At 56.9% G+C, this 18,610-nt stretch carries 16 protein-coding genes and 3 tRNA genes; 8 read left to right on the top strand and 11 right to left on the bottom strand.

What is annotated here, in order from left to right:
* The first annotated feature begins 123 nt into the window (after nt 1-123).
* Nucleotides 124-1,743, top strand: coding sequence for a long-chain-fatty-acid--CoA ligase (locus tag I9188_RS02150; RefSeq protein ID WP_209503799.1), 1,620 nt, complete (start codon nt 124-126; stop codon nt 1,741-1,743).
* Nucleotides 1,744-1,765: 22 nt separating this feature from the next.
* Here I9188_RS02150 and I9188_RS02155 read toward each other — a convergent pair.
* From I9188_RS02155 to I9188_RS02165, 3 genes are all read right to left on the bottom strand, one after another.
* A tRNA-Asn gene (locus tag I9188_RS02155) sits at nt 1,766-1,840 on the bottom strand.
* Nucleotides 1,841-1,968: 128 nt separating this feature from the next.
* Nucleotides 1,969-2,043: transfer RNA gene (locus I9188_RS02160), tRNA-Asn, on the bottom strand.
* A 76-nt stretch (nt 2,044-2,119) separates the two neighbouring features.
* On the bottom strand, nt 2,120-3,034 hold the full coding sequence (locus I9188_RS02165; protein WP_209503800.1) for an MBL fold metallo-hydrolase: 915 nt from the start codon (nt 3,032-3,034) through the stop codon (nt 2,120-2,122).
* Between the two features lie 44 nt (nt 3,035-3,078).
* Between I9188_RS02165 and I9188_RS02170 the strand changes: the two genes are divergently transcribed.
* Nucleotides 3,079-4,398 carry an ATP-binding protein gene (locus tag I9188_RS02170; RefSeq protein WP_209503801.1) on the top strand — a complete coding sequence of 440 codons (1,320 nt, stop codon included), beginning with the start codon at nt 3,079-3,081 and terminating at the stop codon, nt 4,396-4,398.
* 273 nt (nt 4,399-4,671) lie between these two features.
* Here I9188_RS02170 and I9188_RS02175 read toward each other — a convergent pair.
* Nucleotides 4,672-4,748: transfer RNA gene (locus I9188_RS02175), tRNA-Ile, on the bottom strand.
* A gap of 107 nt (nt 4,749-4,855) precedes the next feature.
* Between I9188_RS02175 and purM the strand changes: the two genes are divergently transcribed.
* The 3 genes from purM (at nt 4,856) to rnd (ending at nt 7,767) form a co-directional block, all read left to right on the top strand.
* Nucleotides 4,856-5,902, top strand: a complete 1,047-nt coding sequence (gene purM / locus I9188_RS02180; protein WP_209503802.1) for a phosphoribosylformylglycinamidine cyclo-ligase — start codon at nt 4,856-4,858, stop codon at nt 5,900-5,902.
* On the top strand, nt 5,899-6,495 hold the full coding sequence (purN, locus tag I9188_RS02185; protein ID WP_209503803.1) for a phosphoribosylglycinamide formyltransferase: 597 nt from the start codon (nt 5,899-5,901) through the stop codon (nt 6,493-6,495). The genes purM and purN overlap by 4 nt, the downstream gene beginning before the upstream one ends.
* 114 nt (nt 6,496-6,609) lie before the next feature.
* Nucleotides 6,610-7,767, top strand: coding sequence for a ribonuclease D (gene rnd / locus I9188_RS02190; protein WP_209503804.1), 1,158 nt, complete (start codon nt 6,610-6,612; stop codon nt 7,765-7,767).
* Nucleotides 7,768-7,773: 6 nt separating this feature from the next.
* Here the strand turns inward: rnd and I9188_RS02195 are convergent, their stop codons facing one another.
* Nucleotides 7,774-8,304, bottom strand: a complete 531-nt coding sequence (locus I9188_RS02195; protein WP_209503805.1) for a hypothetical protein — start codon at nt 8,302-8,304, stop codon at nt 7,774-7,776.
* Nucleotides 8,305-8,442: 138 nt separating this feature from the next.
* On the opposite strand from I9188_RS02195, the gene I9188_RS02200 reads away from it, so the two are divergent.
* Complete coding sequence (locus I9188_RS02200; RefSeq protein ID WP_209503806.1) at nt 8,443-8,853, top strand: SufE family protein; 411 nt, start codon at nt 8,443-8,445, stop codon at nt 8,851-8,853.
* Nucleotides 8,854-8,855: 2 nt separating this feature from the next.
* Here the strand turns inward: I9188_RS02200 and I9188_RS02205 are convergent, their stop codons facing one another.
* The 3 genes from I9188_RS02205 to I9188_RS02215 all read right to left on the bottom strand — a co-directional run bounded on the left by I9188_RS02205 (nt 8,856) and on the right by I9188_RS02215 (nt 11,472).
* Nucleotides 8,856-9,515: a DUF1638 domain-containing protein gene (locus tag I9188_RS02205; protein ID WP_209503807.1), complete on the bottom strand. Its 660-nt coding sequence runs from the start codon at nt 9,513-9,515 to the stop codon at nt 8,856-8,858.
* A gap of 77 nt (nt 9,516-9,592) precedes the next feature.
* Nucleotides 9,593-10,630 carry a Hint domain-containing protein gene (locus tag I9188_RS02210; protein ID WP_209503808.1) on the bottom strand — a complete coding sequence of 346 codons (1,038 nt, stop codon included), beginning with the start codon at nt 10,628-10,630 and terminating at the stop codon, nt 9,593-9,595.
* Nucleotides 10,631-10,773: 143 nt separating this feature from the next.
* Nucleotides 10,774-11,472, bottom strand: coding sequence for a B12-binding domain-containing protein (locus tag I9188_RS02215; protein WP_209503809.1), 699 nt, complete (start codon nt 11,470-11,472; stop codon nt 10,774-10,776).
* Nucleotides 11,473-11,742: 270 nt separating this feature from the next.
* On the opposite strand from I9188_RS02215, the gene I9188_RS02220 reads away from it, so the two are divergent.
* Entirely contained in the window at nt 11,743-12,810 is a 1,068-nt protein-coding gene (locus I9188_RS02220; RefSeq protein ID WP_209503810.1) for a PA0069 family radical SAM protein, read from the top strand.
* Nucleotides 12,811-12,903: 93 nt separating this feature from the next.
* Here the strand turns inward: I9188_RS02220 and gltA are convergent, their stop codons facing one another.
* Together gltA and gltX are read right to left on the bottom strand one after the other, a co-directional pair.
* Nucleotides 12,904-14,199, bottom strand: a complete 1,296-nt coding sequence (gltA, locus tag I9188_RS02225; RefSeq protein WP_209503811.1) for a citrate synthase — start codon at nt 14,197-14,199, stop codon at nt 12,904-12,906.
* A gap of 121 nt (nt 14,200-14,320) precedes the next feature.
* Nucleotides 14,321-15,721, bottom strand: a complete 1,401-nt coding sequence (gene gltX / locus I9188_RS02230) for a glutamate--tRNA ligase (RefSeq protein WP_209504883.1) — start codon at nt 15,719-15,721, stop codon at nt 14,321-14,323.
* 78 nt (nt 15,722-15,799) lie between these two features.
* Between gltX and I9188_RS02235 the strand changes: the two genes are divergently transcribed.
* Nucleotides 15,800-17,848, top strand: coding sequence for a ComEC/Rec2 family competence protein (locus I9188_RS02235; protein WP_209599554.1), 2,049 nt, complete (start codon nt 15,800-15,802; stop codon nt 17,846-17,848).
* On the opposite strand, the gene lexA is transcribed toward I9188_RS02235, so the two are convergent.
* The gene (gene lexA, locus I9188_RS02240) at nt 17,842-18,540 is read right to left on the bottom strand and encodes a transcriptional repressor LexA (protein WP_209503813.1); all 699 of its coding nucleotides are present in this window, start codon (nt 18,538-18,540) and stop codon (nt 17,842-17,844) included. The two genes, I9188_RS02235 and lexA, sit on opposite strands and share 7 nt — an antisense overlap.
* Nucleotides 18,541-18,610 lie beyond the last annotated feature (70 nt).

The following is an 18,610-nucleotide window of genomic DNA, read 5'->3' on the forward strand; positions in this document are numbered from 1 at the left end:
GATTGGCAGGGTTCCGTCTTAGGAAACGCCTGAACTGACAGTACGGGAGACACCCCTGCTTGTCAGTGCCAGACAGAACAGGCAGGGGCCAGGCAAGGCCCCGCCTATGACGGGAGGATGTCCATGCTGGGACAGATGATGACGCAGCCTTTGCTGATTTCGTCGCTGATTGATCACGCACAGCGTTACCACGGTCAGACCGAGATCATCTCGGTCGAAACGGATGGAACGGTGACCGAAACTAATTGGTCCGAGATAGCTGTGAACGCCCGGCGTTTGGCGTCGGCCCTGACGCGGCTGGGTCTGGAGCCGCAGGACAGGGTCGGAACGCTAGCTTGGAACAATCGTCGCCATCTGGAGATCTATTATGCCACTTCGGGTGCGGGGTATGTCTGTCACACAGTCAATCCAAGGCTTTTTCCTGAACAACTGACTTATATTATCAACCATGCTCAGGATCGGGTGCTTTTCTTTGATGCAACCTTCATTCCGCTGGTTGCCGCCTTGCACGGTGCGCTGACGGATGTTCACCATTTTGTTTTGATGGGCCCCCGCAGTGATGAGGCTGCAGCACAAATACCCGACTTGAAATTCTACGATGAACTGATCGAAACCGGTGACGCGGCTTTTGAATGGCCTGAACTGGATGAAAACACCGCGTCAGGGCTGTGTTACACTTCCGGCACAACAGGCCACCCCAAAGGGGTTCTTTATTCCCACAGATCGACGGTCCTGCACAGTTTCGCGTCGAATACGCGCGATGTGATCGGCTTTTCGGCGATGGATGTCGTGATGCCCGTCGTTCCTATGTTCCACGTTAATGCATGGGGGTCGCCTTATGCCTGCGCCATGTCAGGTTCACGTCTTGTGCTGCCCGGCCCGGATTTGCATGGCGAGGCGCTGGTCAACCTGATCGACACCTATGGTGTGACGCTGGCAATGGGGGTGCCAACCATCTGGCAGGGACTGTTGGCGCATGCCGCCAAATGCGGGACGAGTTTGAAAAGCCTCGAACGGACCGTGATTGGGGGTGCCGCTTGCCCACCCTCGATGATGGATATCTTCCGGAATAAATATGGCGTCGATACGGTCCATGCGTGGGGCATGAGCGAGATGAGCCCGCTAGGCACCGCCAACCACCCATTGGCCAAACATCTGGTGCTGCCGTTGGACGAACAACACCTTATCCGTCTGAGTCAGGGCCGGCCACCGTTTGGGGTTGAACTAAAAATCGTAGATGATGACGGCAACGATCTGCCGCATGACGGTGAAACGCAGGGCGATCTGATGGTGCGGGGGCATTGGGTGCTGGACAGCTATTTCCTGCTGCAGGATCAGGATCTGTTGCAAGACGGTTGGTTCGCCACAGGCGATGTCGCAACGCTGGACGCCGATGGTTACATGACCATCCGGGATCGATCCAAGGACATCATCAAGTCCGGAGGGGAGTGGATCAGCTCGGTCGAACTTGAAAACATCGCTGTTGCGCACCCGAAACTGGCAACTGCCGCCGTTGTCGGTGTTCCGCATCCGAAATGGGACGAACGGCCCTTGCTGGTCGCTGTAAGGGCCGAAGGTGAGAATCCAAGCGAAGAAGAGGTTCTGGCCTTCTTCGAAGGGAAAATCGCCAAATGGCAGATTCCTGACAAAGTCGTCTTTGTTGACGCGCTGCCGCTGAACGCAACCGGAAAGGTGCTGAAACGAAACCTGCGTTCGGATTTCAAGGATGCCCTAGCGGGGTGAGATGTGATCTTGCGGGGTAAATTGGCTCCGGCGGTAGGGATCGAACCTACGACCAATTGATTAACAGTCAACTGCTCTACCGCTGAGCTACGCCGGAACGGTCCGCGCCGTATAGCAACCGGAGTATCCGGCGTCCAGAGGGCGGTCATCATTTTTTCAACGAAAAAGCCCCAGAATACCGATGTGGACTCTGCCCCTGACAAAAGATTGAATATTGGGAAATTTTGGCTCCGGCGGTAGGGATCGAACCTACGACCAATTGATTAACAGTCAACTGCTCTACCGCTGAGCTACGCCGGAACTGAGGGGCGTATAACAATCCGGATTCCCGGCGTCCAGAGGGTAAGCGCATCAACCACAAAAATTTTTGGCGGTATTAAGAAACTCTGCGAAAAACTGCATTGGCAGATAATTCGCCGTGCGGTGATACCTGCTTTTTTCCAGTCAGATCAACGAGGTGGGCAAAAACGTTCCGCTCTGCGGCCGGCAGCAGGGTCGCGGGTGTGTCGGTGTAGATACGCTCGGCCAATTGCCATGCCGTTCCGTGTGCATCCCCCAATGCAGACAGAATCTGTGCTTCTCGGTTTTGCCTGTGTCGGATCAGCCAGTCCAATCGCGCAGCGGGGTCTGTAATCGGTGCACCGTGGCCTGCATGAAAAACTGACCAGTCGCGCGCGCGCAGGCGATGGCAGGCCGCCATGAAATCAGTCAGGTCTCCGTCCGGTGGTGACACCAGCGAACTGGCCCATCCCATCACATGGTCGGCGGTGAAACAGGTATCCTTCCATGCCAGGGCAATGTGGTTTCCCAGATGCCCCGGGGTGTGAATAACATCAAGCTGCCAGTCATCGCCCAAGATGACCTCACCATCCGCAACCTCGACATCCGGTCGAAACGCGGTGTCGATGCCTTCGCCACCTCCGGCCAACCCACGCGCTGCAAGGGTTGTCATAACAGCGCTGCGACCGGCTTCCGGGCCACCAAACGCATAGATCGCAGCCCCTGTTCGGGCGGCCAGGGGTGCAGCCAGGGGTGAGTGATCCAGATGGGTGTGCGTCACGACTATGTGGCTGATTCTCTGACCAGGTCGCAGTTCATTCAGGATCGCGTTCAAATGCACCTCGCTTGCAGGGCCGGGATCAATGACGGCAATGTCGCGATCGCCCAGCAGATAGGTGTTGGTGCCGCGATAGGTCATCGGTGACGGGTTAGGAGCCAGAATGCGCCGTAAACCCGGTTGTAGTTCCGTCGCAACACCCGAAGGCGGATTGAATTCGTCAGGTGCCTGCATTCTGTGCTCTTCCTCTTGTACGGGCAGCCCGCTAGGTTTAGCGCATGTCCACGCACTGGCTCAAACCCTATATGCCACGCAGCCTTTACGCCCGGGCAGCATTGATTCTGGTTCTTCCTGTGATCGTGCTGCTTCTGGTCGTTGGAGTTGCTTTTCTTCAAAAGCATCTGGAAGATGTCACTGACCAGATGACGCGCGCAGCCTCAAGGGAAGTGATGCTGATCACCACCATGATGGAGGGGGCCGAGACGCAGCACCAGGCATTGGCCGAAGTGCGCCCGGATCTTCTGGCGCTGGAAATGCAGGCCAGATTTCTGCCCGCCAACGAAACTCCCAAAATTGACCGTCCACGGTGGTACGACTTCATAGCACCGCAGGTCGAGGCCGAACTTCGTGCAAGGTTGCCAGAGCTGAGTGCTGTAGCGTTGCCAAGCAGCCGCGAAGCGCGTCTGTACCTGGATACACATCTGGGGGTGCTGGAACTGACCTTTGACCGGCGCAGATTGTCGCCAGCGGCGCCGCATCAGTTGATCGTGACGATGCTGTTTTTCGCGATCATAATGACCTCGATTTCATTTCTGTACATGCGAAACCAGTTGCGCCCCATCACACGGCTGGCCAATGCGGCGCAGGCGTTTGGACGAGGGCGGAGCGTACCATATTCACCGGGCGGTGCCATCGAAGTACGCGCGGCGGGGAATGCGTTTTTGGATATGCGGTCACGGATCGAACGTCAGATCGAACAACGGACGCTGATGTTATCAGGCGTAAGCCATGATCTGCGCACGCCTTTGACGCGCCTGAAGCTTGGACTGGCCATGCTGCCCGAGGATGAGGCACGACCTTTGCTACAGGATGTAAAGGAAATGCAGTCCTTGGTTGATGCATTCCTCGAATTTTCGCGCGGGGCGTCCGAAGGATCGCCAGAGGAAATCAACCCGGCGGAATTTGTTCGACAGATTGTGGATGACGCCAATCGGGCAGGGCATCGGGCCGAGTTGGTCACTGTCGAGGGGGAGGGAACGGCAATGCTGCGCCCTATGGCTGTTCGTCGGGCCGTTGAAAACCTGATCGGCAACGCCGTGCGCTACGGCAGCCGTGCTGAGGTCAGCCTGTCGCTGAACGCCAAGTCGATGCGCATCCGTGTCGAAGATGATGGCCCTGGAATTCCCGCAGAGCAGCGCACAGAGGCGGTCAAAGCCTTTACGCGGCTTGACCCTGCGCGCAACCAGAATCAGGGCAGTGGCGTGGGTTTGGGTTTGGCGATCGTGGCGGATGTTGCGCGCGCGCATGGTGGCACTCTGCGATTGGCCAAAAGTGAACGCCTGGGCGGTTTGTGCGCGGATATAATTATTGGACGGTAAACGCCTGACACCTTTGCCGCTCCAAACCTGCACCAATATGACGATTTTCTGAGCCGAGGCGCTGGATTTCTCGCGAGATGATTTCGGAGTTTTTAGTAAGACCTGTCATCCCACGGCGATTAAACCGAGAGCGAAAATCGATGAACTGAATAAATTCGTCTGATTTCCAAGCGTATGTGGACAGGGTACGCAAGACGTGACGAACGCCTGAGGTCATAAATACAAACAAAACCAGCAGGATGGGCGGTGTGTTCAAGGCACGTGGCGGTGATTTGGTAGGCCCGGAGGGACTCGAACCCCCAACCAAAGCGTTATGAGCGCTCTGCTCTAACCAATTGAGCTACAGGCCCGCCTAGGCGCATTGCGTATCACGGTGAACAGCCGCGTCAAGCCTGACCGTTGCAACAAACGCCACAATCGAATAACCCGCCCGCAAAGCATTCAAAAGGAACTGGCCATGACAGCGGGCAAGAACGGAATCACCTATGCCGATGCAGGCGTGGATATTGACGCGGGCAATGCTCTGGTTGACCGGATAAAGCCCGCAGCAAAGCGAACCAACCGCCCCGGCGTGATGAGCGGTCTGGGCGGTTTTGGCGCACTGTTCGACCTGAAAGCTGCTGGGTATCAGGATCCCATTCTGGTTGGTGCCACGGACGGGGTTGGTACAAAACTGCGAATTGCGATCGATACCGGCGTCGTGGATGGGGTTGGCATCGATCTGGTGGCCATGTGTGTCAATGACCTGATCTGTCAGGGGGCCGAGCCCCTGTTTTTTCTCGACTATTTCGCGACAGGCAAGCTGGACACAGATACAGCCGCGCGGATCATTGAAGGAATTGCCGAAGGCTGTGCACAATCCGGTTGTGCTCTGATTGGTGGCGAAACTGCCGAGATGCCCGGCATGTACCCTGATGGCGATTTCGATCTGGCCGGATTCTCGGTCGGGGCAATGGAACGCGGTGCCGATCTGCCTTCGGGGGTGCAGGCGGGGGATGTGCTGCTTGGTCTGGCCTCGAACGGAGTGCATTCCAACGGGTACTCACTGGTACGTAAACTCGTCGAACTGTCTGGGCTGGGCTGGGATGCACCGTGCCCCTTTGGTGAAGGTTCGTTGGGCGAGGCGCTGCTTACACCGACGCGCCTTTACGTCAAACCGGCCCTGTCCGCGATCCGCGAAGGTGGCGTTCATGCACTGGCCCATATCACCGGTGGCGGTCTGACCGAGAACCTGCCGCGCGTATTGCCGGAAGGGTTGGGGGCCCAGATTGATCTGGACAGCTGGCAATTGCCGTCTGTATTCAGCTGGATGGCGCAGATTGGCGGTATTGCGGAAGCCGAGATGCTCAAGACCTTCAACTGTGGCATCGGTCTGATCATTGTGTGCGACCCGGATAGGGCCGATCAGCTTTCGACATTGCTGGCCGAGGCCGGCGAGACGGTGGCGCGGATCGGCACTGTCACCGAAACCCCCGGAGTTGCCTATTCGGGCAAACTGTTGTGAGCCCCAAGCGCGTCGCGATCCTGATTTCGGGGGGCGGGTCCAACATGGTGTCGCTTGTCGACAGCATGACCGGTGATCATCCGGCGCGGCCCTGTTTGATTCTGTCCAACAATGCGCAGGCGGGCGGGCTGAAAAAAGCTGCGGACCGTGGCATTCCGACCGCAGTGGTCGATCACCGGCCATTCAAGGGCAATCGCGCAGCCTTTGAGACTGAGTTGCTGAAGCCTTTGGAAGAAGCGCGGCCGGATATTGTCTGCCTGGCCGGGTTTATGCGGGTCCTGACCGCGGATTTCGTGACGCGCTTTCAGGGGCGAATGTTGAATATCCACCCCTCATTGCTACCCAAATACAAGGGGTTACATACCCACGCCCGCGCAATTGAAGCGGGTGATACGGAACATGGATGTTCGGTTCATGAGGTGACGGCGGCCCTGGATGATGGCCCGATTTTGGGGCAGGCGCGGGTGGATATCGAACCAGCAGATACCCCGTACACTTTGGCCGCAAAAGTTCTGATCTGGGAACATGAACTTTATCCGGCGGTGCTGCGCCGCTTTGCCGAAGGCAACAGGTCACCTGTTCTCATGCCGTGAGGTTCCGAGGGTGATTTACACTCGCCTGAAAATCGTCCTATGGTCGTCGGTATCGCTTGGGGGCGAGGGATATTACGGGCACTCACAAGAGCAAGAGCAAAACTAGTACGGCGCATGAAAACTCTGACGACGACGCAAGAACTGGCCGATTTCTGCAAGGCGGCCGCAAGCTATCCATATATCACAGTCGATACCGAGTTTCTGCGCGAGCGGACCTATTATTCGAAACTGTGCCTCGTGCAACTGGCGGTTCCCTCAGATGATGAAGACAGCGCGGTTCTGGTCGATCCGCTGGTGGATGGCCTGTCCCTCGAACCTCTGTATGAGCTTTTCCGAAACGAGAACGTGGTCAAGGTGTTCCACGCCGCGCGTCAGGATCTTGAGATATTCTGGGTCGAGGCGGGTGTGTTCCCCAACCCGTTGTTCGACACACAGGTCGCCGCAATGGTCTGCGGGTTTGGTGAGCAGGTCGGCTATGAGACGCTGGTGCGGAAAATCTGCAAGCAGGGCGTGGACAAGACGTCGCGGTTCACCGATTGGTCCCGTCGTCCTTTGACGGAAGCCCAGAAAACGTATGCATTGGCAGATGTGACGCATCTGCGCAGAATCTATGAACACCTCGCTGCGGAACTCAATAAAACGATGCGTAACCACTGGGTGGCTGAAGAGTTGCGTACACTGACGCAGCCTGCCACGTATGATATCCGTCCCGAAGAGGCGTGGAAGCGGGTCAAAACGCGAACGAACTCGGCCAAGTTCCTAGCCGTCGTACGCGAGTTGGCGCAGTTTCGCGAAGGGTATGCGCAGGAGCATAACGTGCCGCGCAACCGGGTCTTTAAGGATGACGCCTTGGTCGAACTGGCGTCGACCAAGCCTAAAACAATCGCCGATCTCGGTGCGTCTAGGCTTTTGCTGCGCGAGGCGCGCAAAGGCCCGATTGCCGAAGGTATTCTTGCTGCGGTGACGAAGGGCGTGAATTGTCCGCAGGAAAATCTGCCGAAGATCGACAATTCCCGTGACAACCTGAAGGTCAACCCGGCTTTGGCTGACTTGCTTCGGGTTCTGCTGAAATCCAAAACCGAAAGTTCGGGCGTTGCGGCCAAACTGATCGCAACAAGTTCCGAACTGGACCAGATTGCCGCTGGCGAGCGAGAATTGCCCGCAATGTCGGGGTGGCGTTACGAGGTCTTTGGTGAAGACGCGCTGAAACTGTGCGAGGGGAAAATCGCGCTGGCGGCCAAAGGGCAGGCGGTCAAGGTCGTCTCGCTTTAACGGCGATTACCGCCGCCGCGATTCCAAAGTGTTCTGTTGCCCGACGACACGGATCAGGCGAATGCCTTCAAGATCCTGGGTCGAGACATTTATTGCATCCGACACCATTCGTGTGCGTTCAGATCCTTGCGGGGTCTGTGAGCTGGGGTAATTCACTCGGAAAACAAACTCCAGAACTCCCTTTTCTTTGTTTTCTTCTGAATTAACCGAAACCAAGCGTGCGTTATAGGCACCCTGCCGAAGCGCGGTGCCAGAGGAGTAGATGATCGCGCCTGATGGTATTGGTTCGATCCGCAGTTCGTCGATCTTGGCGATTGGAACACTGGTGTCTTCGGCATCTGGGCGCGAAAACAGGCCGCTTCCCTCTCTTGTCTTGGGAACCAACGCATCGGCGGCGTTTGGGTCCGGCGGTGTTTCAGACTTCACAGACCGGCTGGAGCCAAACCAGTTTGACGGATTCACCCGCGAGTCGCGCCAGCTGCCGCAGGCAGTCAGGGTCAGCATGGCGATGATAAGAACGGACAGAGACTTTTGCATGGACCCACTGCTTTTCACATGAATTCAGACAATGGGTTAGCGCAATTTCTTCGCGTTGAAAAGCCACAGCTGGGGCTGGACAGCAGGTGGTCGTCGGCTTAGGTCACATTGTGATTTCAACGAAAGGATCACTGCGCCATGGCCACGCCTGCCTTTGAAGACATTGTCGAGGATTTCGAGTTTCTCGAAGACTGGGAAGACCGGTATCGCCATGTCATCGAACAGGGCAAGGCGATGGAGCCTTTGGATGACGCGTTGAAAGTTCCGGCGACAAAGGTTCATGGTTGCGCCAGTCAGGTCTGGCTGCACCCGATAATCGAAGCTGGCGTGTTCAAATTTGATGGCGACAGTGACGCGCTGATCGTTCGCGGGCTGATCGCCGTGCTTCGGTCCCTTTACAACGGGCTGCCGGTGTCCGAGGTGCCGCAGGTCGATGCGGCGGCGGAACTGGCCCGATTGGGCCTAAACGATCATCTGTCAGCGCAGCGGTCCAATGGATTGCGAGCCATGATCGAACGTATCCGCCAGGTCGCGCAGGAAAACGCCTAAGGTCACTCGGGGCGGTTTGCCCAGTCTGACAAAGTGGTTTCCAGATCACCGTAGCCGGTGAAACGCCGTTCGAACGCCAATCCCATGCGGACCGCGCATTCCCGTGCGCGTTCAGTCAGTTTCGGATCGTCGATCTGGGCCTGATAAATCAATTTGGTGTAATTGCCGAAATACATGTCCCGCAGTTCCGGGTGGCGATCCAGGCCCAGTGGTTTCCAGACAAACGCGTCGAATTGGCGGGCAAGAAAGTCAGTCAGGTAGAAGGCAGTTGTTTCGTCCTCGCCGCGTTCTTGAAAGGCCTGATTGCCTTCGAAGAACGAATAGCAGTGAGGGCCTTCTACCATCTCGACACCCAGTTTTTTGCAGGCGGATTGCAGCAGGCCTCCGGTTCCGCAATCGGCATAAACCACATAGATTTTTTCGAACCTGTCGCGGTGTTTGGCCACGGTGTCTTCAACTGCTTGTGTGATCCGTTCCGGATGAACATGCAGGATTGCAGGCAGGCAGGTCAGCGCCATGTGATCCCAGCCGTTGCGCGTTTTGATATCCAAAATTTCGCGCGCAAGTGCCCCACAGGCGATCAGCAGGATGCTTGCGTTTTCCACGCCGTCATAGCCTTTGGTCGTCAGGCTTGCATCATCTGGTAGCGTATCGCTTGGCATGGATCGGCATCCTTATGGGCTCATGGCACAAGAGAATGAAAACAGCTTGCAGGCAAGCCTTCTTCCGACATCTCGTGTCAGGCTGCCGACGTTCGTGTTTCGAATGCCGATAACAGAGGCCGAACGGGCGGGCCGTAGGCGGCGATACCTTGCTTCGATAACTCGGGGAATAAGGACAGAATCTCCTGTCTGGCTGACTGTTCAAGGGCGTTCCAGATTTGGGCGCCGGGATGAAAGCTCTCGCTCAGGCAGCCTTCAGCCCAGAGCAGCTCATGCTGATCAAACAGCAGGTGAATGTAGGTTACGACCCCGCCGGGATTGAGGATGATGTCATGTCCGTTGATCAGGTGCTTGGCCGGGGCCAGTGCTTCGATTTGGCCGGTATGCAGTTCCAGGCGCCAGTTCTGGATCAGCATCCGGTGTTGCTGCGACACCAGTAGATCGCGGGTGTTCCCAAGCGCACCTGCCTTGAACAGGACCGGCGCGAACGCTCCAACCGCCTGAACCCGCCGCTGCCCGGCCCAGCGTACCGTTTGAAACCCGTGATCAAGGGTTTCCACCCAGTCGCCGGGGTGCAGCGTTTCCACCGGGCGTTCACCCTTGCGGGTTCTGATCAGTGTTCCGGGCGTGAAACAGGGGACCAGAGTCCAGTCCTCTCGGCTGGACACCATGCCTGAATACCGATTGCCGGCAAGGCTGTTGAAGGTGATCGATTGTATAGGCCCTGCTTCCAGAGCGGCCTGATCTGCATTGGCCGAGAACTCTGGTACCAGATATGTGTTGCCATCCACATCCTGCGCGACAACGGCAGTAATATTTGCACTTCTGCCGTCGAAATAAGTGACGGTGGCGTGGTAAACTGACGTGCCATCAAAGGTTTGCGGTGCGCCGCCGTCGATCGAAAATCGATCATTGGCAGTCACGTTGTTCATATCAAAGGTGGATCCGGGGTTTCCAATCGCGTTCCATGTTACGTTGTTGTGCGCCAACGGCGCGTCCGTGTTACCAAAGGTTTGCCCAACAAGCGCGGAAGCATTCTCAGCAACGTAATTGCCCTCAACACGGTCGATATCGGCGAGTTTGCCCAACGAAATGGCTGTGAATGACTGCGGCACAGAACCCCCGAAACTTGGATGTTTCGGTTTTTAGCCGCACTTTCGTTTACAAACGGATAATCGATGCACTTCAGGAGGGACGGCGCGCTAAAACGAAAAAGACCGCCCGAAAAGGGCGGCCTTTCAAGAATACCTTAAGGGTCTTAGCCAGCCAGTTGATTGTGCTTGCGGCCCACGAAATCCTTGGCGGTTTCCACTGCAACCGCAGCGTCACGGCAGTAGGCGTCTGCACCGATGGCTTTGCCGAACTCTTCGTTCAGCGGCGCGCCACCGACCAGAACAATGTAATCGTCGCGCACGCCCTGTTCGACCAGAGTGTCGATAACGACTTTCATGTAGGGCATCGTCGTGGTCAGCAGGGCGGACATGCCCAGAATGTCGGGCTGTTCCGTTTCCAGTGCTTCCAGATAATTCTCGACCGGGTTGTTGATTCCCAGATCGACAACTTCGAAGCCCGCGCCTTCCATCATCATCGACACAAGGTTCTTGCCGATATCGTGGATGTCGCCTTTCACTGTGCCGATGACCATTTTGCCAACACGCGGAGCACCGGTTTCGGCCAGCAGCGGCTTGAGGATCGACATGCCGCCTTTCATTGCGTTGGCCGCCAGCAGAACCTCGGGAACAAACAGAATGCCGTCGCGGAAGTCATGGCCCACAATGGTCATGCCGCCAACCAGGGCTTTGGTCAGGATGTCATACGGCGTCCATCCGCGTTCCAGCAGAATATTGGTGCCTTCTTCGATCTCTTCTTTCAATCCGTCATAGAGATCGTCGAACATCTGATCGACCAGTTCGTCATCATTCAGTTCGGACAGGACGATATCTTCTTCGTCGGACATGGGGTATTCCCTGTGCTGGGCGGGCTATCGGCCCGTGGTGGCATTTTTTCCGTTTTGGCCAAAACGTCGCATTCTGACTGTGACGATTGCGACGTTGGTCGTTTCGGGACCGACCTATATGCCAAAAATGGCACCGGCTCGATTGAAAAGTCTGCAATATTATCCTGTTTGTTTTTCATCTATGCGTTCCTTTTTCTTCGTTGGGTTGGCTTGCACTGGTTTTGGTTCAGGCCTATCGTGCAAAAAGAACAAATAGGGAACAAATGTGCCGTGAGCATCGGGTATGTCGTCAAGGCAAGGGGGGTGGCGTCCAATACAACCGGGCGGTTTGAACGGTTTGCAACGCACGCCGTTGACGATGGGTGGTATATCGATGAAGACTTGCCGCCCCTGCGAACCGAGATGCGGGATGAGGTGGCGCGCAGTGCCATCACCTATAACCGCTCACCCGATTTGCCTTTTGACCGTTCGATCAACCCGTATCGAGGGTGCGAGCATGGCTGTGTCTATTGTTTTGCCAGACCCAGCCACGCCTATCTGGGTTTGTCCGCAGGACTGGATTTCGAAACCCGCCTTGTTGCGCGCCCCAACATGAGCGTTGTTCTGCGCAAGGAACTGTCGGCAAAGTCCTACAAGGTCGCCACGCTCGCGATCGGGACAAACACTGACCCATACCAGCCCATTGAAAAAAACCGCCTGATTACAAGGTCGTGCCTTGAGGTCTTGCAAGAGTTCAACCACCCCGTCGCAATCGTGACCAAAGGAACACTGATCGAGCGTGATCTGGATATTCTGGCTGACATGGCCAGCCGGGGATTGGTGCGGGTCGGTGTATCGCTCACCACGCTGGATGCAGGTCTGTCCCGGCGGATGGAGCCCCGCGCACCGTCTCCGGCGCGTCGGTTGCAGACGATCAGAGCGTTGACCGATGCGGGTGTTCCGGTTCGCGTAATGACTTCGCCTATTGTGCCCGGGCTGACAGATCATGAGTTGGAGAACCTGTTGGACGCCGGAAAAGAGGCGGGCGCAGATGCGGCAAGTTGGATCATGTTGCGATTGCCGCGCGAAGTCTCTCAGCTTTGGCAGGACTGGCTGGCAGAGTACGAACCCGCCCGTGCAGAGAAGGTCATGTCCAAGCTGCGCGAAATGCATGGCGGGCGGGATTATGACCCGCGCTGGGGGCACAGGATGCGGGGTGAGGGGGACTATGCCGAGCTCATCACCCTGAGGTTTGCTAAAACCTGCAAAAGACTGGGGCTTTCGAACAAATCCGCCCCATTACGATGCGATCAGTTTGCAGTTCCGCCGCAGCCCGGGGATCAAATGAGCTTGTTCTGAAACCAAACGCCGAACCGTCCGCTGCTTCAGTATCGGAAGCAAAAGACCCCGGTTTTACCGGGGCCTTCTGGATTGGTTGCGAACCCTAATGGATTAGCGGTTTTCGATGTCCACGTAGTCGCGCAGCGTCTCACCCAGATACAGCTGACGCGGGCGGCCGATTTTGTTTTGTGGATCGGCGATCATCTCTTTCCACTGGCTGACCCAGCCAACAGTACGTGACAGGGCGAAGATCGGCGTGAACATCGAGGTTGGGAAACCCATCGCTTCGAGGATGATACCCGAATAGAAGTCGACATTCGGGAACAGCTTTTTCTCGGCGAAATACGGGTCTTCCAGCGCTTCGCGTTCCAGTTCCTTGGCAACCTGCAACTTCGGGTTGTCTTCAACACCCAGCAGATCAAGAACTTCGTCTGCCGATTGCTTCATCACTTTGGCGCGCGGATCGAAGTTCTTGTACACACGGTGGCCAAAGCCCATCAGGCGGAACGGGTCATTCTTGTCCTTGGCGCGGGCGATGAATTCGGGAATGCGATCAACGGTGCCGATCTCTTCCAGCATTTCCAGGCAGGCCTGATTTGCGCCGCCATGTGCCGGACCCCAAAGGCAAGCGATGCCAGCGGCGATACAGGCAAACGGGTTTGCACCCGAGGACGACGCCAGACGCACGGTCGATGTCGAGGCATTCTGTTCGTGGTCTGCATGCAGCGTAAAGATGCGGTCCATTGCGCGGCTGAGGATCGGGTTGACCTCATATTCCTCGGCAGGGACGCTGAAACACATGCGCAGAAAGTTCGACGCATAGTCCAGATCGTTGCGTGGATAAACGAAAGGCTGACCGGTGTGGTACTTATAGGCCCACGCAGCAATTGTCGGCATCTTGGCGATCAGACGATGCGATGCGATTTCGCGCTGCTGCGGGTCCGAGATATCCGTTGAGTCGTGATAGAAGGCCGACATCGCGCCAACAACGCCGACCATGATAGCCATCGGGTGCGCGTCACGGCGGAAACCACGATAAAAATACTGCATCTGCTCGTGCAGCATGGTGTGGCGTGTGATCGTGGTCTCGAACTTCTCAAGATCCTTTGCCGCCGGTAGTTCTCCGTACAGCAGAAGATAACAGACTTCGAGGAAATGCGATTTCTCGGCCAGTTGGTCGATCGGATAGCCCCGGTGCAGCAGTTCGCCTTTTTCGCCGTCGATATAGGTGATGGTGCTGTCGCAACTGGCGGTCGAAGTGAATCCAGGATCGTAGGTGAAGACGCCGGCCTGACCGTAAAGCTTTCGAATATCAATGACATCCGGACCGGCGGTCGGGGAATGAACCGGCAACTCATACTCTTTGCCGTGAACGGTCAGAGTGGCTGTTTTGTTGCTGTCAGTCATGGTTATCCCTTCTTCATTCATGCGCATGCCAAAGGAACCTCTGGCAGTGCGGGCAACGACTGCGCGCTCTCGCGCAGTCCGGGTGTTAGCGGAGCAGCGTTACCCGTTTATGAAGCTCGGGTTATTTCGCTGCTTCTGAAAGCCGCGCCAGGGTTTCATCCCGCCCCAGCACAAGCATCATGTCAAAAACCGAAGGTGTGACGGCGCGACCAGCCAAGGCGGCCCTGAGCGGGCCAGCCAGCTTGCCGAACGTGAGCTCCTTTGACTCGGCAAAGGAATTCAGGGTCTCCTCCAGTTCGTTCCGAGACCAGCTAGCATTTTGCAGCTGCGGCGTCAATTCACCCAGTATACCGTCGGATACAGATGCCAGCGCCTTTGCAGCTTTCTCGTCGGGAGAAATTGGGCGTTCGGTTAAGACAAAGTGAGCTTTTTCAAGGAGTTCAGGAAAGGTTCGCGCTCGATCCTTGAGGCAATACATCGCACGTTCCAAATCACTCGATTGTGTATCTGTCAGGGGGGATAAAGCGGCTGCGGCCAAGTACGCTTCGATTTCATGCCGCAATGCAGCATCATTGGAGATGGCGATGTGTTGACCACAAAGGTTTTCAAGTTTTTTCAGATCAAACCGGGCCGGACTTTTGCCGATGCCGTTCAGATCAAACCATTCCTTTGCCTGCGCATCGGTAAAGAACTCATCGTCACCATGACTCCAGCCCAGACGGGCCAGATAGTTGCGCATCCCGGCGGCAGGATAGCCCATGGCCTGATATTCCTGCGCGCCAAGCGCACCATGGCGTTTGGACAGTTTCTTACCGTCTGGCCCGTGGATCAGCGGAATATGGGCCCAGACCGGAACATCCCATCCCATTGCCTCATAGATCATCATTTGGCGCGCCGCGTTATTGAGGTGGTCATCGCCGCGAATGACATGGGTAACACCCATATCATGATCGTCAACCACCACGGCCAGCATGTAGACCGGTGTCCCGTCGGAACGCAGCAAAACCATGTCATCCAGTTGGTCGTTGCGAATGGTCACGTTGCCCTGAACCTGATCGCGGATTACTGTTGTGCCGTCCTGCGGAGCCTTGATGCGAATGACAAATGGCAAGTCGGGATGTGCGGAAGGATCAGCGTCACGCCAAGGGCTGCGGAACAGGGTCGACTTGCCCTCGGCCCGCGCCTGTTCCCGAAAGGCGGCAATTTCGTCCTGCGTCGAGAAGCATTTATATGCCTTTCCCTCGGCCAGAAGCTGGTGCGCGACTTCGGCATGCCTGGCAGCTCCTTCGAACTGGCTGACTACATCACCATCGTGATCCAGTCCCAACCATTCCATGCCCTGGAGGATCGCGTCGGTTGCCTCGGGGGTCGAGCGTTCCCGGTCGGTGTCTTCGATCCGCAGCAGGAACTTTCCGCCACGTCCGCGGGCATAAAGCCAATTGAACAATGCGGTGCGCGCGCCGCCGATGTGCAGAAAACCTGTGGGCGAGGGGGCAAAACGTGTGACGACCTGTTCGGACATGTTGAGGATTAACCTTTTGGTAACCGTATCTGGCATAGTTTGACGCCTGTCTAACGAGCCCGAAGGACGGGGGCAACCATGCGTGTTCTTACACGGGTCGAGGCCGCGCTGCTGCACCAGACTGGGTATCTGTTTCCGTGGACGCCAGTGATGCTGGCAACGGGGATCGGTCTCTATTTCGGTGCCCGGAGCGAGCCTGGCTGGCCGGTATACGCAGGTCTGTCTTGCTTGTTCCTGGCTCTTGTCGCCCTGAGCCGCCGGCTGCCACCGGGGGTGGGAACGTTAGCGACCGGGGGGGCGCTGATTGCGGTCGGTTTCATAATGGCAGGCACTCGCGCTCATATGGTGGCAGAACCGGTTCTGTCCTGGCGGTACTATGGCCCTGTCGAGGGGAGGGTCGTCGCCATGGATCGGTCTGCCTCGGATGCGTTGCGGTTGACGCTCGATCAGGTGCGCGTAGGGGACGTGCCGCAGGAGCGCAGGCCTCAACGCATCCGTCTTTCTGTTCATGGCGCAACAGGACCTTTTGCACCTGGGCAACGGATCATGACCACAGCGCATCTTTCGCCGCCGCAGGGCCCTGTTGAACCCGGCGGGTTCGATTTTCGCCGCCATGCCTGGTTTCAGGGGTTGGGCGCGGTCGGGTATACCCGCGTTCCTGTTCTGAGGATTGCGCCAGCCAAAGCCGGTATCGACGGTGTTCGGATTACGGCAATCCGAATGGCGATATCGCATCAAGTGAAACAAGTCCTGCCCGGAGAAATTGGTGGGTTTGCCGCTGCCGTCACCACAGGCGATCGCAGCGGTATGGGGCAAGAGACGCTCTTGTCCCTGCGCGCGTCGAACCTGGCACACTTGCTTGCCATTTCCGGGCTTCACATGGGGTTACTGACGGGTTTTGTTTTTGTGGCCTGTCGCATTGGTTTGTCACTGATCCCCTTCGTGGCATTGCGGCTACCTGTTCGAAAAGTTGCGGCTGTGTTCGCGCTGGTCGCGGCAACGCTTTATTTGCTGTTGTCCGGTGGGAATATCGCAACCGAACGCGCCTATGTCATGGTCAGTGTGATGCTGGGGGCCGTGTTGATCGACAGGCGTGCGATTTCATTGCGCGCGGTTTCTGTCGCTGCGCTGATCGTTCTGGTTCTTTGGCCCGAGTCGCTGCTGAGCCCGGGGTTTCAGATGTCCTTTGCCGCAACGACAGCCTTGGTCGCCGTCTTCGGTGCATTGCAAAAGGTGGGTCCGTTACCCGGCCCGAACTGGTTGAAACCGATTGCTGGCTTGGTGATGTCCTCGGCGATTGCCGGGCTTGCTACGGCCCCAATTGGCGCAGCGCATTTCAATACAATGTCTCACTATGGGTTGCTGGCGAATCTGCTGTCCGTGCCCGTGATGGGCCTTGTCGTTGTACCTGCGGCAGTTGTCGCCGCACTGGCGGCCCCGTTTGGGTTGGAAACTTTTCCGCTGACCGTTATGGGCTGGGCGCTGCATTGGATCCTTGGGGTTTCAACCTGGGTGTCGCACCTGGATAGTGCTCAGGGTTTCGTCGTCAGTCCGCCCTGGTATGTATTGCCACTTGTTGCTGTTGGAGCTTTGTGGCTTGCCTTGTGGCAAGGGCGCGCGCGTTGGTACGGGGCCGGGCCCGTCATTTTGTCGTTTTTGCTTTGGAACTCCGGCCACAGGCCAGATGTTCTGATCGCGGAAAACGGGGGGTTAGTTGGCGTGATGACCTATCATGGCCGGGCCCTGAGTAAAAGCAAAGGCAGTGGGTTTGTTGCCAGCGTCTGGCTTGAGAATGACGGCGACGGTGCCGATCAGATCGCGGCAGCAGGCAGATGGCCTGATAGCAGCACCGTTCAGCGGTACCCTTATCAGGACAAGGAAATTATCCATATCCCGGGCAAAAGGGCTGCGCGCAAGTTCGACGAATGCGAAGGCAACCAGATCATTATTTCGACAGTTGCGCTGCCACTTGAGGGCGCGTGCGCCATCTTCGATCCGGATCACCTGTCCAAAACCGGCAGCCTGTCATTGTCGGATGGAAAGCTGACTTCAAGCGCAGAACTGACAGGTCACCGTCTCTGGTCCCCGAATCCCGTCGGGGACCGTCATTTGAAGCTGGGTCAATAGGTGCGGATCAGACCGACTAGGCGACCTTGAACCTTGACCTTTTCTTCGGGAAGAACGCGTGTCTCATAAGCCGGGTTGGCCGCTTCGAGCGCGATAGCGTTGCCGCGGCGGAAAAAGCGTTTCAGCGTCGCTTCTTGATCTTCTACCAGTGCAACCACGATATCACCGTTATCAGCAGTCGCGGTTTCGCGGATAACAACCACATCCCCGTCATTGATGCCCGCGTCGATCATCGAGTCGCCGCGAACCTCAAGCGCATAGTGCTGGCCCTTCCCGGACACCATGGGGCCGGGGACTGCCACGTGATGCGACACGTGACTGATCGCCTCAATGGGGACACCCGCCGCGATCCGGCCCATCACCGGCAATTCCAGCGCATCCACAGCAACAGGCTCAATATTGGCCGGGCGGGGGCCTTTGGGTCGGTCGCCTTCGATCACGCGGGGTGAAAATCCGGTAGTTGGTTCACCGCCTAGGCTTTCGGGAAGCTTTACGATTTCAATCGCGCGGGCACGATGCGCGAGGCGACGGATAAAGCCGCGTTCTTCCAGCGCAGTGATCAGCCTGTGGATGCCGGATTTCGACCGAAGATCAAGCGCGGCCTTCATTTCATCAAAACTGGGTGGAACACCGTCCGCCTGCACGCGTTTTTGGATGAATTTCAACAAATCCAATTGCTTCTTGGTTAGCATTGCTCACACCTCGTCGCTCATGCGTTTTCTTTTGTTCTACGCATGTTCACGTTTTGTGTCAATGAATTTG

The sequence above is a fragment of the Ruegeria sp. HKCCSA071 genome, from assembly GCF_017872555.1.
In the GTDB taxonomy this organism is placed as follows: Bacteria; Pseudomonadota; Alphaproteobacteria; order Rhodobacterales; family Rhodobacteraceae; genus Ruegeria.

Excerpts from the sequence above, each read along its gene's own strand:
- I9188_RS02150 (WP_209503799.1), top strand. The coding sequence starts at position 124 with ATGCTGGGACAGATGATGACGCAGCCTTTGCTGATTTCGTCGCTGATT.
- I9188_RS02165 (WP_209503800.1), bottom strand. The coding sequence starts at position 3,034 with ATGCAGGCACCTGACGAATTCAATCCGCCTTCGGGTGTTGCGACGGAA.
- I9188_RS02170 (WP_209503801.1), top strand. The coding sequence starts at position 3,079 with ATGTCCACGCACTGGCTCAAACCCTATATGCCACGCAGCCTTTACGCC.
- purM (WP_209503802.1), top strand. The coding sequence starts at position 4,856 with ATGACAGCGGGCAAGAACGGAATCACCTATGCCGATGCAGGCGTGGAT.
- rnd (WP_209503804.1), top strand. The coding sequence starts at position 6,610 with ATGAAAACTCTGACGACGACGCAAGAACTGGCCGATTTCTGCAAGGCG.
- I9188_RS02195 (WP_209503805.1), bottom strand. The coding sequence starts at position 8,304 with ATGCAAAAGTCTCTGTCCGTTCTTATCATCGCCATGCTGACCCTGACT.
- I9188_RS02200 (WP_209503806.1), top strand. The coding sequence starts at position 8,443 with ATGGCCACGCCTGCCTTTGAAGACATTGTCGAGGATTTCGAGTTTCTC.
- I9188_RS02205 (WP_209503807.1), bottom strand. The coding sequence starts at position 9,515 with ATGCCAAGCGATACGCTACCAGATGATGCAAGCCTGACGACCAAAGGC.
- I9188_RS02215 (WP_209503809.1), bottom strand. The coding sequence starts at position 11,472 with ATGTCCGACGAAGAAGATATCGTCCTGTCCGAACTGAATGATGACGAA.
- gltA (WP_209503811.1), bottom strand. The coding sequence starts at position 14,199 with ATGACTGACAGCAACAAAACAGCCACTCTGACCGTTCACGGCAAAGAG.
- gltX (WP_209504883.1), bottom strand. The coding sequence starts at position 15,721 with ATGTCCGAACAGGTCGTCACACGTTTTGCCCCCTCGCCCACAGGTTTT.
- I9188_RS02235 (WP_209599554.1), top strand. The coding sequence starts at position 15,800 with ATGCGTGTTCTTACACGGGTCGAGGCCGCGCTGCTGCACCAGACTGGG.
- lexA (WP_209503813.1), bottom strand. The coding sequence starts at position 18,540 with ATGCTAACCAAGAAGCAATTGGATTTGTTGAAATTCATCCAAAAACGC.